Here is a 15506-nt window from a genome sequence, read left to right as displayed (position 1 = left end):
CTATGAAAAAACTGATATTAATTTGCGCGGTTATATTCGGCTTCGCATATTCAGCTTCGGCACAAGATACCAAGGCCGAAGACGACTCTAAACCGGAATTTAAATTTGTTGAAGAAAAACACGATTTCGGTAAAGTTCCGCAAGGTACCCCTGTATCAACCGTATTTGAATTTACCAACGTAGGTAAAGAGCCGTTGATATTATCAGACGTAAGGCCAACCTGTGGTTGCACTATTGCTGATTACACTAAAACTCCGGTTAAAAAAGGCGCTAAAGGCAATATCAAAATCACTTATAACGCTGCTGCCGTATCGCCGTTCAACAAAACCATTGTTGTAACCTCGAACGCTAAAACACCACAGAAGAACCTGATAATCATAGGGGAAGTTGTAGCGAAAACTACAAGCAGATAACTTTTCCCTTATATATGCTATTGCCCCGGCATAGGGGGCTTACAAAGGGGGCACGAACATTCGTGCCCCCTTTGTTGTTTTATTAATAAAATTGTAAATAAGCAAAATTGTTACCCGTTTGCTTTACTTGTTTTAATAGCTTTGCAGATGCCAAAAATTTCGCAAAAAGGGCTCAGAATGCCCGCCTCGCCTATTCGTAAACTTACCCCCTTCGCTGATAAGGCCAAGCAGGAAGGCAAAAAAGTTTACCACTTAAACATCGGCCAGCCCGATATTGAAACGCCCGAAGGCATGCTGAATGCCGTTAAAAATATCGACTTTGATATTTGGGCCTATACCCCGTCAGAGGGCACGCTATCATACCGTAAAAAGCTTACGGAGTACTACAATAAATTAGGCTATAATATTGATGCCGGTAACATCATTGTTACTACCGGTGGATCGGAAGCGATAACCATTGCCATGATGACCTGCCTTGACCCGGGCGACGAGGTGATTATCCCCGAGCCGTTTTACGCCAACTACAACGGTTTTGCCAGCCAGAGCGATGTAGTGGTAAAACCGATATTAGCCTTTATTGAAAATGATTTCGCGCTGCCCCCTATTGCTGAATTTGAGAAACTGATTACCGATAAAACCCGCGCCATTATTATTTGCAGCCCTAACAACCCTACCGGTTATTTATATACCCGCGAAGAGTTAGAGGCGTTAAAAACTTTGTGCTTAAAGTACGATCTTTTTTTGTTTTGCGATGAAGCCTACCGCGAGTTTTGCTACGATGGTCGCGAATTTATATCGCCCATGCACCTCGAAGGTTTAGATGAGCACGTAATTGTAATGGATACCGTCAGCAAGCGGTACAGTGCATGCGGTGCGCGTTTAGGCTGCCTCATCACCAAAAACAAAAACGTGTGGAACACTGCCCTTAAATTTGCGCAGGCCAGGTTAAGCCCGGGCATGGTAGAGCAAATTGCAGGTGAAGCAGCAGTTGATACCCCCGATGAATATTTCACCAAAGTAAATAAGGAATATACCAGCAGGCGCAATACCCTGGTAAAAGCGCTCAACAACATTGAAGGCGTGTACTGCCCTAATCCCGGCGGCGCATTCTACGTGGTGGCTAAACTGCCTATTGATAATGCCGACAAGTTTTGCCAATGGCTGCTTGAAGAATTTAGCTACAACAACCAAACCGTAATGCTTGCCCCGGCAACCGGCTTTTACAGCAGCGCCAATACCGGCCTCAACGAGGTGCGTTTTGCCTACGTTTTAAACAATGACGATCTTAAAACCGCCATCGTTTGTTTAGAAGAAGCATTGAAAGCATACCCCGGCCGCACGATACACAGTGAGCAACTGGCAGCAGGAAAATAAACTTTTACCGTGGATGGTTGGCAGTTAGCGCATATTAAGTATGTAAACCGGCTGCTGCAAACCGTCCACTGTAATTTATTTACTATATTTGCAGTCTATTTAATTGCATACTGCTCCCGGCAAGCAACAAATACAAAAATGGGGTCGACCGGAATTGACAGGATGGAGATAAGTAAGTAAGCATGCAGCGCGTTGGGTGAATTAGCGCTAAAATCTGAACGCTCAAACTTTCAAATGGCGAAAATAACTACGCCTTAGCTGCCTAATTTAGAATTAGCATAGCTTTTGTCCCGCCGGTTTTCCGTTTCATTGGATCGGCACCAGGGGCATCGAAAAATGAAACTGGCCTGCTTACGGTGCGCACAGCGGGCGAGATAAAGCACCTACGGAAGACGGTACAGGTAAGCAACTGACCTTCCCCTTCCCGACAATTTAACAGAAGCTAAGCATGTAGAAAGCTTACCTTATACCATGTTTGGACGAGGGTTCGAATCCCTCCGGCTCCACTGAAAGGAGATACTAAATTAAAAGTATCTCCTTTTTTTATTCAATTAACCACCTGATTAAATGATGCTTATCGTATTATTTTCAATCAAAAATAGGTATTCTAAAATCCCTTCTATAACTCCTGCCGTTATTTGAAAATTACACCTAAATAATTAGTTCAATAATTTTAGTGTTGAAAGAAATACAACCAATAAAAAGAAAGCTTTTTCATCATGAAATTTTAGGCCTCTCCATCAATGGTAATGTTAACCGTTTCATTTCCGATATTAAGTCCGAGTAGTAATTCTGTAGACTCTGAATCACTATCAACAATAATTAATTTGTATCGGCCTTTCTCCTGTGTAAAATCAACATCTTCGATAGATTTAATTCTGACGGTGATACTTAAGGATTTATTTAGAGGAATATTAACAAACCATGTTGATTCTATTTCACCTTCAGTTAATTCACCTATCAAATAAAACTCATTTCTGCTTTTTATTGCAAAACTATCAATTACAGAAAAAACACCTTTGATAGGTTTAGCATTCATAAACATAAAGTTAGCGGATTACTTTAATAAGATTCAATCCTTTTACCTGATTTTTTGATTACATCGACAGCATTAAGCAGGTTGATGATCAAAAGCCTGCTGAATACTGGATAAATTCTGAATTTTACCCGTTTATTTTAAATTATTTTCAAAAAATGGTATGTTTTTTTTTAATATTAAAATGGGATTAGATAGATATTAGAGAGCGATTAGAAACTTTAAAAACATCGAATAATCCATTGGGCTAATACCAAAAAGTATGGGAAGGACATGACAGGAGTATAAGGCCTAACTAATATCAATCAAAGTACCTACGGAACATGGTACAGCAGGCTTCGTCCCCCGGCCGATAATTTAACAGAAGCTAAGCATATAAAGCGCTTGACTTATACCATTTTTGGACGAAGGTTCGAATCCATCGGGCCCTACTGAAGAGCCATCAAATTATTTTTGAAGGTTTTTATTTTTTTAATAGTAGGGTGATAACTGCGACAATACGCTGAATATACTTTTGCTTATAATTCTATGTTCCGAATTTCCAATAGATCAATCTGTTTTAAATAATCTATGTAAATACTTATAAAATTCATTACAATAACAAGCATTTAATCTTCCATTATAATTAAATGCTTGTCTTTAGCATTCATTGCATCACAATCCTGGTATATTTACCTAATAAATTAGTTTATGAAACATTGGCTTTTAATTTTCCTATCCATAACGTATATTACCATACGTGCTGATGCCCAAGTACTGGAAAAAGCGTATCAAAAGCTCCAGACTGCAAAAAATATCAGCTACACGGTTATTATCAGATCTAAAATGTCTTTTCAGAATGAGTTCTCTGCCGATACGATGAAATGCTTCATAACCTTAAAAACTCGCGAAAACAAAACCAACGGTTACTTTAAGGTCACCGGCAAAAATATGGCCGCCTCATACGATGGCAATAAACTGATCAGCCTTAACTTGAGCGACACTACTTACACACTAAGCGACAAACCCATTAGCGGGCAGCATACCCGTACTTTAGCTTACTGGGCGCAATATATTGGCGCAAACCTTAAGCAACCGGGATATGTTAAAAGCCTGAAGGATACGCTGATCAACAATACAGTTTATAGCCACACACGAATTACTACTTATGATGCTATAACTAATGGTCAGCATTGTTATACTTTTGCCGAATTGCTGATCAATAAAAACACGCTGTTACCTTACAGCATCACCAGCAAAGTGCGGGGTATTGGCGGTGATGGCGAAGTTGGTGGCTGGGTAGAGGAGCATCTTTACAGCAATTACAGTTTAAACCCTGCCGGGTTTCCGGATCTGACTATAACCAGTGTTCCCGCTAATTTCAAAGCGCCGGTTCATAAAACCTATCAACTGCTGGCCAAAGGCACCAAAGCACCGGGTATTAAGTTATATGACGCCGCTGGTAAAACCATTACTTTAGAAGCAATGAAAAGTAAAATGGTCTTATTAAATTTTACCGGGTTGGGCTGTCCGCATTGCGTTAACGCAGTCCAGTTAATGAATCAATTAAAATCACAATACAATGATCTTGTCATTATCAGTGCTTACCCTTTTGACAAACATGACGCTATCGATAAATTTGATAAAAAATTCGCGGTAAAATACTTATCCTATACCACAGAAAGCGATGTGAAACAAATGTTCCCATATGATGGCATCCCCACCTTTTATTTAATTGATAAAGATGGCGCTATAGTAAAAAGTTATACAGGCTATTACCAAAAACTTAAGGATGAAATGGTTGAGCAATTAAATACAATGCAATAGAAGATAAATATCCTTCTTAATATCCCCCCAACTCAATCCAGCGTAATCAACGCCGTGCGGATAACATCTTCAAAAAAACCTTTGTCGGTGGTTGATTTAACCGATACCTGTAGTCCTTTTACTGTATTACTCAGGAAACGTGCCAGTGCCTGCGGGTCTTTACGCTGATCGATTTCCCCAGTTTCCTGTCCCTTGTGAATTACTTTTAGAAATGTTTGTTCTAACTGCTGCTCATTTTGGCATATCAATGAGCTTACTTCCTGATCGTACGCGCCCAGTTCAACACCGGCATTAACAAAGAAACAGCCTTTACGTTGCTGGTCGTCCAGTAGGTTATTAACAATAAGATCGAACAAAGCGCGCATGGCCTCTTTTGCCGATGGTGCTTCGCTGATCAACGCGCACATCTGGCTGCCATAACCTTTTTGGTAAGTTTCGAGCGCCTTAATATAAAGCTGGTGCTTATCGCCAAAGGTATCGTACAAGCTGGAACGGCTGATGCCCAGTCCTTCCACCAGATCCTGCATCGAGGTTCCGTTATAGCCTTTGTCCCAAAACAGGCTTACCGCCTTCTGGAGCACTTCACTTTCATCAAACTCTTTTGTTCTGGCCATAAATAGCAAAAGCTTTGTCCTGTTTTTTCAGGACAAAGCTATCGATTTTTTAAGGATTTTCAGGATTAACGATGACCGCCGCTGGCAATCAGTATTTCGCCGGTTAACCAGCCTGAATCATCTGAGGCCAAAAATACAGCGATAGGCGCGATATCTTCAGGCAAACCGATACGGCCCAGTGGAACCTGTTGCTCAAGTTGTTTCTGAAAATCGCTGCCGATGAAACCGGCGGTATGTGTACCTTCAGTTTCAACCATACCCGGATTGATGGCGTTAATACGGATCTTTTTAGGCCCAAGCTCTTTAGATAATACCTGGGTGATAGAATCTACCGCGCCTTTGGTTGCCGTATAAACAGCGGTTTCGGGCGGGGTAATACGTGTTACGGTTGAACTGATATTGATAATGCTACCGCCACGGTCGCCAAAGCTTTTTACTGCGCCTTGGGTTACCAGTAATAAACCCAATACGTTGGTATTGAACTGGCGGTGAAAATGCTCTTCTGTAATGGCTTCTATAGCGCCAAACTCATAAACACCGGCATTGTTCACCAAAACGTCAACCTCGCCAAACGCGGCTTTGGTTTCAGCATATAATCTGTCAACATCAGCTGCTTTAGAAACATCTGCCTGTACAGCTACGGCTTTACCACCGGCGGCTACAATGTCGGCCACTACTTTTTCGGCACCTTCTTTTGCCGAAGCGTAATTTACTATAACGGCAGCGCCTTCTGCTGCCAAGCTTTTAGCTATACCTGCGCCTATCCCTTTGGATGCGCCGGTTACGATTGCTACTTTATCTGCTAATTTTTTCATGTCATTTTTCTATTTAGGAATGAACAGTCCAAATATAGATACATAACGGAATACTCGTTCCGAAAAGAAATAAGATTAAAATTTAATGACAATTGAAGATTAGTAAAACCTTGTAACGTTTTCCTGTTTTTGGTGTCTTTAGGTTAATTTAGTAATATATTTCTACTGTATGATCAGGAAACATCTTTTGGCAATAGTCGCCGTATTGCTTTCAATAAGCGCCAATGCGCAGGTTCAGGTGCAAAAACAACTGGACTCGGTTATGCAACTTGCACATACCCGCGGCATCTTTAACGGCAACGTACTGGTATCGCGAAACGGAAAGGTCATTTATGAAAAATCCTTAGGCTACGCCGATGGCAGCAAAGCCAATGTGTTAACATCCGCATATAAATTTGATATAGGCTCGGTGAGTAAGGAATTTAACGGCGCGGCAATTTTATTGCTGAAACAACGGGGCAAGCTTAGTCTTGACGACCCTATCAGTAAATTTTTACCCGAGCTACCTGCTTGGGCAAGCACCGTAAAGGTAAAGCACCTGATTACCTATACCAGCGGCATCCCGGGTTTTGAACCGACTTCGGCAGAGAGTGACAGCCTGGTATGGGCAAACCTGAAAGGCTTAAAAACCCTTAAATTTGAACCGGGGACCGCCTACATATACAATCATTATAATGTATACCTGCAAATGCGCATTGTTGAAAAAAGTAAGCGGGCAACCCTACGCCGATTTCATTACTAAAAATATATTTAAGCCTTGTGGTATGAAAGGCGCGGTGGTTGATCTGCCGGTGAGCAGCCCGCTAATGGCCAAAGCCTTCGATCAGGATTTCCGCACCACACCCTACCTGCAATCAATGACGGGCTGGGTAAGGTTAACGGCTAAAGATCTTTACCAGTGGTCGGTATACCTGCACAATTACAAAATACTGGATAAAGCCTCGTTTAAAGAACTGGCCGTCAACTTCCCTAACGGCGAGAGCAGCATAGGCACTACCGGCTTCGCGGGTGATACGCTGCTATGGCACCGGCACCAGGGCTCAAACAGTAATTATGAGGCACTATTGTATAGCGACCTGAAACGGGGATATACCGTAGTAATGATGACCAATAACCAGCAGATGAAGGTGGATGGCATTAAAAACGCCCTGTTCGCCGCTTTGGCTAACGAACCGGTTATCGTACCCAAAAAATCTGTTTACCTGGAGATCCGCGAAAAAGCTTTAGCCAATGTTGACCGGGGGTTAGACTATTACCGTGAACTAAAGGCTAATCACCACGATAATTATGATTTTAGCTTTGAGATAGGCGACCTCATCAGCACGGGCAAATACCTGCTGCGCCGCAATAAAATGGATGATGCCATCAAAGTTTTTCAAACTGCCGTGGCCTTACAAGCTAAACCCGATGATATCGCTTATGGTTATGAGTTGATAGGTGAAGCCTATCTTAAAAAACAGGATAAAACCAACGCGCAGGTTAACTATAAAAAAGCAGTGGCTATAGATCCGAACAACAAGAACGCGGCGGGCATGTTGCAGGAGATAAGTAAGTAAGTTCATCGCTACCCTGCGCCTTACAATATATTGCAGTTTTAAAAATGATAAGATATCATAACCGAGGTTGCAAAGGAGTTGAATAATTTACCGCCATTTTCGCCGGTTACATAATCGTGCCCGGTTAACAGCAGGTTATATTTGGCTTCCAGACCAAGGCCTATCCTGTTGTTCATGAGGTAAGTAAAGCCGGTTTTAGGGGCAAAATAGTAATTGGCATTATTGGTTTCGCAGCCGCAATCGGTAGATGTATCTACCAGGTCATCAAACCGTTTTATCCAGCCGCCAAGATCGAGCCCACCGTAAAGTTTAAAGTTGTTCGACAATAGCTTATCATAAGCGCCGCCAAAGTAAAAACCCATCACCTCAAATGTATTTTTCGCCATTCCGCGCGAGCTCCACTTTATCGGGTAAGCATGATAGTTAATATTGAAATTGACTGTAAAATCATCTAACTTTTTTAAAACCCCGATACCATATGTAGATGTTGAACGGTAATTAACGCTCAGATTATCCAAAGGGATATCGGCACCGTATTGCAGTACCAACGCTATACCTTTGCCCTGGTTAAAGGCATTGTAGCCGCCTACGGGTTCGTATTCGATACCGGCATTTTGGCATTGGGCGTTTTGGCTACAGCATATGGTAAAACATAAGCACAGTAGTGCCATGAGTTTGTGATGGAGAGGTTTCATTTAGGCGAAATATTAATAATGATACCGGTATAGACGCAAATAGTACGTTTCCGTTTAATCCGCCCTACTAATATTTATTATTTTAATAAAACATCAATTTATAATGCCATTTCATAAAATGCAGTCATTTATTTATGCTTAAATTCAAACTAATTAAAAAATTCAGCTACTATTTTATTTTCATTAACAAAATGTAAACTATTTGTATTGCATTATGCACCAATACGTATCCCACAGATGATATTTATGTAAACAAATTGTACATTTTTTACCATTTGTTTTGAAAATCAATAAAAAACAAATTAGTTTATTGCACTTTTCATTATTAATAGGGTATTTTTATAACACAAACCACTATTTATGTCAATAAAAGTAGCAATTCGTCATTTTACCAGTTACAAATACGATAAGCACATCACGCTATCACCGCAAGTTATCCGTTTAAGGCCCGCTGCGCATTCGCGCACCATGATAAAAGGCTACTCTCTTAAAATATTACCCGAAAAACATTTTATAAACTGGCAGCAAGATCCCTTTGGCAATTACCTGGCCCGTATTGTTTTCCCTGAGAAGGTGAACGAATTTGTTATTGATGTTGAAGTAATTGCCGATATGGTGGTGATTAACCCCTTCGACTTTTTTGTGGAGGAGTACGCCAACCATTATCCTTTCGACTATGAAGAAACGCTAAAAAAGAACCTCGTACCCTACCTCGAAATTACCGAGAGCGGTCCGCTGTTGATGGAGCTTACCGAAAAAGCCAGCGACCTGCTTAAGAAGAACGCCATCACCCAGGATTTTTTGGTAACCCTTAACCGGATGCTTTACCTGGAGATCTCCTATAATATAAGGATGGAACCGGGGGTACAATCGTGTGAGGAAACGCTGGAACTAAAATCGGGGTCGTGCCGTGATACCGCGTGGCTGTTTGTGCAATTGCTGAGGCATTTCGGCCTGGCAGCGCGCTTTGCATCAGGTTACCTGGTGCAGTTGAAGCCGGATATAAAATCATTAGATGGCCCGTCGGGCCCTGAGCAGGATTTTACTGACCTGCATGCCTGGACGGAGGTATACCTACCCGGCGCGGGCTGGGTGGGGCTCGACCCTACTTCGGGTTTATTTGCCGGTGAGGGGCATATCCCGCTGGCCTGTACACCTGATCCGCAGAGTGCCGCGCCTATCAGCGGTATGGCCGAGCCATGCGAAACCGAGTTCCACTTTGAAAATACCATCACCCGTATTGAAGAAAAACCGAGGGTAACCAAGCCATTCTCGGATGAGCAATGGGAAGATATAATGACCCTTGGCGACAAGGTGGACGAAGAGTTTGCGGCCAACAACGTACGCCTTACCATGGGCGGCGAGCCAACCTTTGTATCGATAGATAATAATGAAGCCCCCGAATGGAATTCGGCAGCCGATGGTGAGCATAAGCGCCGTTTATCAAACATCCTGTTTCATAAGTTAAAGAATGAATATGGCGAGGGTGCTTTAATGCAATACGGGCAGGGCAAGTGGTATCCGGGCGAGCCCCTACCGCGCTGGAAGCTGGCCTGCTATTGGCGTAAGGATAATGTGCCTTTGTGGAACAATGATGAACTGATGGCCGACCTATCGAAAGATTATGGTCTTACTGCCAAAGATGCCAAAAGCTTTATGCGCGGACTGACGCAGGAGCTGCACATCGACACTAAAAACATTACCCCTACTTACGAAGACCCTTTCTATTTTTTGTGGGAAGAGAGCAAAACCCCCGTAAATATCGATCCGCTTAAGGTCGACCTGAAATCGCCTTTGGAGAGGCAGAAACTGGCCGAACTTCTCAATACCGGGCTTAACGAACCTGTCGGTTACGTTGTGCCTATTAAGTGGGATCTGGATAAAAGCAACTGGCAAAGTTGTAAATGGTCGTTCCGCAGGCAAAACCTATTTTTGGTGCCGGGCAACTCACCGGTAGGCTTGCGTTTACCTCTGGATTCGGTACAATACTTTGACCCTGAAGAACAGGAAGTACTACCCGAAAGAAGCTTATTTGCCGATGTTGATGCGCTGCCCGAAGGTGCCGACCTGATACCACAAACCGGCACCCGCTTTAATAACAGCAAAACCATTTTCAAAACCGCGCTGGTGGTTGAGGTAAGGCAGGGCAAGCTGTTCATCTTCTTTCCGCCTACGAGTTATTTTGAACATTATTTATACCTCGTTAATGCCGTTGAGCGTACTGCCGAAAAACTAAAAATGCCGGTGCTGATAGAGGGCTACGACCCGCCGTCAGATAACCGCATCACCAAAATGATGATCACACCCGACCCCGGCGTTATCGAGGTGAATATTCACCCGGCTGGTAGCTGGCGGGAATTGGCTAAAAATTACGAGATACTTTATAAAAAAGCTGCCGAATCAAAACTCGCTACCGAAAAATTCAATATCGACGGCCGCCATACCGGTACCGGCGGCGGTAACCATGTAACCCTGGGTGGCGAAGTACCTGCCGATAGCCCGCTTTTGCGCCGCCCGGATATTCTGCGCAGCTTTATAACATTCTGGCAGCATCACCCTTGTTTATCGTACCTGTTCTCCACCCAGTTCATCGGCCCAACCAGCCAGGCACCAAGGGTTGACGAAGGCCGTATGGAAACATTATACGAGTTAGAGATCGCCTTTCAGCAGGTGCCCGATCGCAGCGAGAACGAAGTGCCTTTTTGGCTGGTCGACCGTATCTTCCGTCATTTTTTAACGGATATTACGGGCAATACACATCGCTCGGAGTTTTGTATCGATAAACTTTACTCGCCCGATTCATCAAGTGGCCGTTTAGGGATATTGGAATTCAGGGGATTTGATATGCCGCCGCATTACCGCATGAGCATGGTGCAATTCCTGCTGATCCGTACCCTGCTGGCCTGGTTTTGGAAAACGCCGTACAATCATAAACTGGTACGCTGGGGTACCGAACTGCACGACCGCTTTTTGCTGCCTCATTATTGTTATAAAGACATGACGGAGGTAGTTAACAGCCTGCGCGATGCCGGTTATGGCTTTGATATTTCTTGGTTCGAGCCGTTCTTTAGCTTCCGTTTCCCGTTTTTGGGTGAGTTGCAGGTTGATGATATCAACATTGAAATAAAAATGGCCATTGAGCCATGGCATGTACTGGGCGAAGAAATGTCGAGCACGGGTACTGCCCGCTTCGTTGATTCATCCTTAGAGCGCATACAGGTAAAAATATCTGGCCTTACAGATTCGCGCTATACCTTTTTATGCAACGGATTGAAAATCCCGTTGAAGAGCACCGGCGTACAGGGCGAATACATTGCCGGGGTACGTTACCGGGCATGGCAGCCGCCATCGGCATTGCACCCAACTATTGGTATTGATACCCCATTGGTGTTCGACCTTTTTGATACCTGGACGCAGAAATCCATAGCGGCGTGTCAATACCATGTATCGCACCCGGGCGGCCGTAGTTATGATACCTTCCCGGTAAATAGCTACGAGGCCGAATCGCGCATTATTTCACGCTTTTTTGATTTTGGTCATTCAGTTAACCTTGTTGAACCGGCTACAAGTCAGCCAACAGCGGGCGGGCGTTTTGTTACCAAAATGAACATACTGCCGCAATACACCATCACCAATGAGGTGGTGAGCCCAGAGTATCCGTACACTATGGATTTAAGGCGATATAAAAATGCCAAAAATTTATAACGGAAATTTGAGAGATTTGGAAAATGATCGAGACTTACCTGCAACAAGGGCGCAATACGGCCAAACCTTCTTTTGATGAACTTGCCGCGCCCGAGGGCGTGGTACGTGAACATTGGAAAAAGCTTGCCCACGCCTACGATGAGCTGGGTATTGAAAAGATGGAGCAGCGCAGCCGGGAAATAAGCCAGGAACTGCGCGACAACGGGGTAACCTACAACGTATACAGCGACCCTGACGGCATTAACCGCCCCTGGAAGCTTGACCCTGTGCCGATGGTTTTTAGCCAGCAGGAATGGGAAAGTATTGAACGCGGACTGATACAGCGTGCCGAACTGCTGAACCTCATTTTAGCGGATATTTACGGCGAACGCAAGCTTATTAAAGAGGGCTTTATTCCCTTTGAGATGATATTTTCGCACAAGGGGTTTTTAAGGCAAGCCGATAAGGTAAAGATACCGGGTAAGTTTCAACTGCTGCAATACTCTGCCGACCTGGTGCGTGGCCCTTTGGGCAAAATATGGGTACTGCACGATCGTACTGATGCACCATCGGGCGCGGGTTATACGCTGGAAAACAGGGCCGCCATGACGAGGGTGTTCCCCGACCTGATCCGTGAGAACCAGGTGCGTAAAATTTCGTCGTATTATCAAACATTAAAAAACACGCTTACCAAGCTATCCTTACAAAATAAAGAAAACCCGCGGGTAGTATTGCTATCGCCAGGTACGGCTAACGAAACCTATTTTGAACACGCTTACCTTGCATCTTCATTAGGTTTCCCCCTCGCCTTTGGGCAAGATTTAACCGTGAGCGATGGCTATGTTTGGCTAAAAACCTTACGCGGGCTTGAAAAGGTTGACGTAATAGTGAGGCGTGTTGACGATATATTTTGCGATCCGCTTGAGTTTATGGGCGATTCACACTTAGGTGTGGTTGGTTTGATGGAGGCCGTAAGGCAAAAAAAGGTGACCATTATTAATCCGCTGGGGTGCCGCATATTGGAAAACCCGGGACTGATGGCCTTTTTGCCGCGCCTGTGCAAACACCTGCTGAATGAAGAACTGATATTACCATCGGTAGCTACCTGGTGGTGCGGGCAGGAAAAGGAGAAGAAATACGTACTGGACAACCTGCCCTTCCTGATAGTGCGCTCCATTTACCGCAGCAACGAAAATTTGCCATACATAGGCAGCGAGCTAAGCCGCAAACAGATTGACGAGCTTAGAAAAGAGATCAACACCCGTCCGTATTTATACGTGGCGCAGGAGGTGGTAAGCTTTAGCACCACACCATCGCTGGTGGGCAATAACCTGGAGGCCTGCAACGCGGTTTTCAGGAGTTACATTGTGGCCGATATGGATAAGCAAACTTACCATGTAATGCCGGGTGGCCTGTCGCGCAGTTTCCCTACCAAGGGCGAATTTATTATATCCAACCAATCGGGCGGTATTAGTAAAGATACCTGGGTGCTCGGTCCATCGCCGCAGGCCCAAACAAAGCAAACTACCAACCAGCCTATATTAAGGAAGGTTAAAAATATTTTACCGAGCCGCACCGGCGAAAGCCTGTTTTGGCTGGGCCGTTACCTGGACAGAGCTGTAAGTAATGTACGCATGATGCGCATAGTGCTCAAAATTTACAATGAGCGCGATGACGAAGTGCATCCCGAAACCAACCAAACCCTTGTAATACTGCTTAAAAGCTTAAGCGCGTTAACGGGCACCCTTCCGGGTTTCGCATCGGCAGATCAGAGTAAATTGCGCCAGCCTGAAAAAGAGCTGCTTTCTCTCGCGGTTGAAACCGGGCGGGCGGGTTCGCTGGCACAGTCGCTGCAATCGTTCCTTACCAACGGCTATGCCGTGCGCGACCGTTTAAGCCTTGATACCTGGCGTATTTTGGACAGCATATCCGAAGAGTTTGAGCTGATGAAAGAAAACGGCGACGACCTGCGGAAGATCTACCATCATCTCGATCAGTTCATTATCAAACTCATGGCTTTTATCGGCCTCAATAACGATAACATGACGAGGGCATCCAGCTGGCGCTTGCTTAATATCGGCCGTTTCTTGGAGTCATCCATCAATACCTGCATTATTTTACAGGCGGCTTTGGCTAACAACGTAGCACCCGAGGTAGAAAAACAACTGCTGGAGCTGGTATTAATGTGTAACGAAAGTTTGGTTACCTATCGCTACCTGTACCGCTCAACCCTGCAATTGCCGGGTGTGCTAAATTTATTGCTGATCAACGAAGACAACCCCAAAGCGGTAGTTTTTCTGATAGCCAAAATAGATGAGCACCTTTCGCAACTGCCCGACAGTCATCGTGAGGAAGGCTTAAGCCCGGCACACAGAAAGCTTTTGGAAGCGCTGACGATGATAAGGCTGTGCGATATAAACAAAATGGTATCGGCAAATGGCATAAACAACCATAATAAAAAAGAGCTTAACCACTTTTTACAGCACCTTATTAATTTGCTGGGGCAGGCATCAACCATTATATACGAAAGCTATTTTAGCCCTACCCAAAGCCAGTACAGTTTTGTAAAAAGCAATAATACCCTGCCCGAGTTATGAAACCTGCACCTGTAACCACTTAACAGATACCGAAGCTTATGAAATATCAGATAACCCATATTACCCGGTACGAATACCAGCTCCCGGCATCGCTATGCCATAATTTGGTGTACCAGGTTCCGGTTGATCATAATTTTCAGCAGGTAGAAAAGGTGCATTACCAGATTCACCCCGAGCCTCATTTTTTGGCTACGCGGGAAGACTTTTTCAATAATAAGTTCATCTATTTTTCGATAGAAGAGTTTCACCAGAAGTTGAGTGTTGAGATTAAAAGCGAGGTTGAAATAGCGGAGCCCGTATGGATCAACACTGTGCCCAAAAACACTATGCCCTGGGAAAATGTGGTAAGCTGGCTGCGCAGCACTGCCGCCGAAAACGGCATCAGGCAGTTCTACCTCGAATCAGACCATGTATTGTTTATTCCGGGGATACAGGAGTACGCTTTAACATCTTTTACACCCGGTAGGCCAATTATGGATGCCATGCTCGACCTTAATTCGCGAATATTTAACGATTTTGATTTCACACCCGGCTTTACCGATATCAGCACCAAGTTGGAAGAGGTTTTTCTGCACAGGAAAGGTGTTTGCCAGGATTTTGCCCATTTCTCGTTAGCCTGCCTGCGCTCTATCGGCCTGGCGGCCCGCTATGTAAGCGGATATATTGAAACCCTGCCGCCGCCGGGCAAGCCAAAACTATTTGGTTCTGATGCTTCGCACGCGTGGATAGCCTTGTACATCCCCGAAGTTGGGTGGACGGAGTTTGATGCCACCAATAACCTGCTCGTTAACGACCGCCACATCCGTACCGCCATTGGCCGCGATTTTGCCGACGTGGTACCGCTTAAAGGCATAGTTTACAGCGGTGCCGGGCAGCGGATGTATGTAAATGTTGATGTAAGCCGCATATAAATTAC

Annotated in this window: 12 protein-coding genes and 1 other RNA gene; 9 read left to right on the top strand and 4 right to left on the bottom strand. The window is 44.4% G+C overall.

Features of this window, described 5'->3' with window-relative positions:
• Nucleotides 1-2 precede the first annotated feature (2 nt).
• The 3 genes from ABD894_RS07460 to ssrA all read left to right on the top strand — a co-directional run bounded on the left by ABD894_RS07460 (nt 3) and on the right by ssrA (nt 2296).
• Nucleotides 3-413 (top strand): DUF1573 domain-containing protein, encoded by a 411-nt coding sequence (locus ABD894_RS07460; protein WP_345210377.1) that lies wholly within the window; start codon nt 3-5, stop codon nt 411-413.
• A 147-nt stretch (nt 414-560) separates the two neighbouring features.
• Nucleotides 561-1787 carry a pyridoxal phosphate-dependent aminotransferase gene (locus tag ABD894_RS07455; RefSeq protein WP_345210376.1) on the top strand — a complete coding sequence of 409 codons (1227 nt, stop codon included), beginning with the start codon at nt 561-563 and terminating at the stop codon, nt 1785-1787.
• 140 nt (nt 1788-1927) lie between these two features.
• Nucleotides 1928-2296: a transfer-messenger RNA gene (gene ssrA / locus ABD894_RS07450) on the top strand.
• 218 nt (nt 2297-2514) lie between these two features.
• On the opposite strand, the gene ABD894_RS07445 is transcribed toward ssrA, so the two are convergent.
• The gene (locus ABD894_RS07445; RefSeq protein ID WP_345210375.1) at nt 2515-2826 is read right to left on the bottom strand and encodes a hypothetical protein; all 312 of its coding nucleotides are present in this window, start codon (nt 2824-2826) and stop codon (nt 2515-2517) included.
• A 687-nt stretch (nt 2827-3513) separates the two neighbouring features.
• Between ABD894_RS07445 and ABD894_RS07440 the strand changes: the two genes are divergently transcribed.
• Nucleotides 3514-4629, top strand: a complete 1116-nt coding sequence (locus tag ABD894_RS07440; RefSeq protein WP_345210374.1) for a TlpA family protein disulfide reductase — start codon at nt 3514-3516, stop codon at nt 4627-4629.
• Nucleotides 4630-4661: 32 nt separating this feature from the next.
• Here the strand turns inward: ABD894_RS07440 and ABD894_RS07435 are convergent, their stop codons facing one another.
• Both ABD894_RS07435 and ABD894_RS07430 read right to left on the bottom strand, forming a co-directional pair.
• Nucleotides 4662-5243 (bottom strand): TetR/AcrR family transcriptional regulator, encoded by a 582-nt coding sequence (locus ABD894_RS07435; RefSeq protein WP_345210373.1) that lies wholly within the window; start codon nt 5241-5243, stop codon nt 4662-4664.
• A gap of 65 nt (nt 5244-5308) precedes the next feature.
• On the bottom strand, nt 5309-6058 hold the full coding sequence (locus ABD894_RS07430) for an SDR family NAD(P)-dependent oxidoreductase (RefSeq protein WP_345210372.1): 750 nt from the start codon (nt 6056-6058) through the stop codon (nt 5309-5311).
• Nucleotides 6059-6227: 169 nt separating this feature from the next.
• Between ABD894_RS07430 and ABD894_RS07425 the strand changes: the two genes are divergently transcribed.
• Nucleotides 6228-6800, top strand: coding sequence for a serine hydrolase domain-containing protein (locus ABD894_RS07425; protein WP_345210371.1), 573 nt, complete (start codon nt 6228-6230; stop codon nt 6798-6800).
• The gene (locus ABD894_RS07420; protein WP_345210370.1) at nt 6757-7614 is read left to right on the top strand and encodes a serine hydrolase; all 858 of its coding nucleotides are present in this window, start codon (nt 6757-6759) and stop codon (nt 7612-7614) included. The genes ABD894_RS07425 and ABD894_RS07420 overlap by 44 nt, the downstream gene beginning before the upstream one ends.
• 38 nt (nt 7615-7652) lie before the next feature.
• Here ABD894_RS07420 and ABD894_RS07415 read toward each other — a convergent pair whose 3' ends face one another.
• On the bottom strand, nt 7653-8285 hold the full coding sequence (locus ABD894_RS07415) for a hypothetical protein (RefSeq protein ID WP_345210369.1): 633 nt from the start codon (nt 8283-8285) through the stop codon (nt 7653-7655).
• A 384-nt stretch (nt 8286-8669) separates the two neighbouring features.
• Between ABD894_RS07415 and ABD894_RS07410 the strand changes: the two genes are divergently transcribed.
• The 3 genes from ABD894_RS07410 to ABD894_RS07400 are packed head-to-tail and all read left to right on the top strand — an operon-like array spanning nt 8670 to nt 15501.
• Nucleotides 8670-12014, top strand: coding sequence for a transglutaminase family protein (locus ABD894_RS07410; protein WP_345210368.1), 3345 nt, complete (start codon nt 8670-8672; stop codon nt 12012-12014).
• 23 nt (nt 12015-12037) lie between these two features.
• Nucleotides 12038-14590 (top strand): circularly permuted type 2 ATP-grasp protein, encoded by a 2553-nt coding sequence (locus ABD894_RS07405; protein ID WP_345210367.1) that lies wholly within the window; start codon nt 12038-12040, stop codon nt 14588-14590.
• A gap of 38 nt (nt 14591-14628) precedes the next feature.
• Nucleotides 14629-15501 carry a transglutaminase family protein gene (locus ABD894_RS07400; RefSeq protein WP_345210366.1) on the top strand — a complete coding sequence of 291 codons (873 nt, stop codon included), beginning with the start codon at nt 14629-14631 and terminating at the stop codon, nt 15499-15501.
• The last annotated feature ends 5 nt before the right edge of the window (nt 15502-15506 follow it).

It is taken from the genome of Mucilaginibacter gynuensis (assembly GCF_039541195.1).
Lineage (GTDB): Bacteria > Bacteroidota > Bacteroidia > Sphingobacteriales > Sphingobacteriaceae > Mucilaginibacter > Mucilaginibacter gynuensis.
Note: the sequence above shows the minus strand (reverse complement) of the source record. Positions and strands in the feature narration are given on the sequence as shown.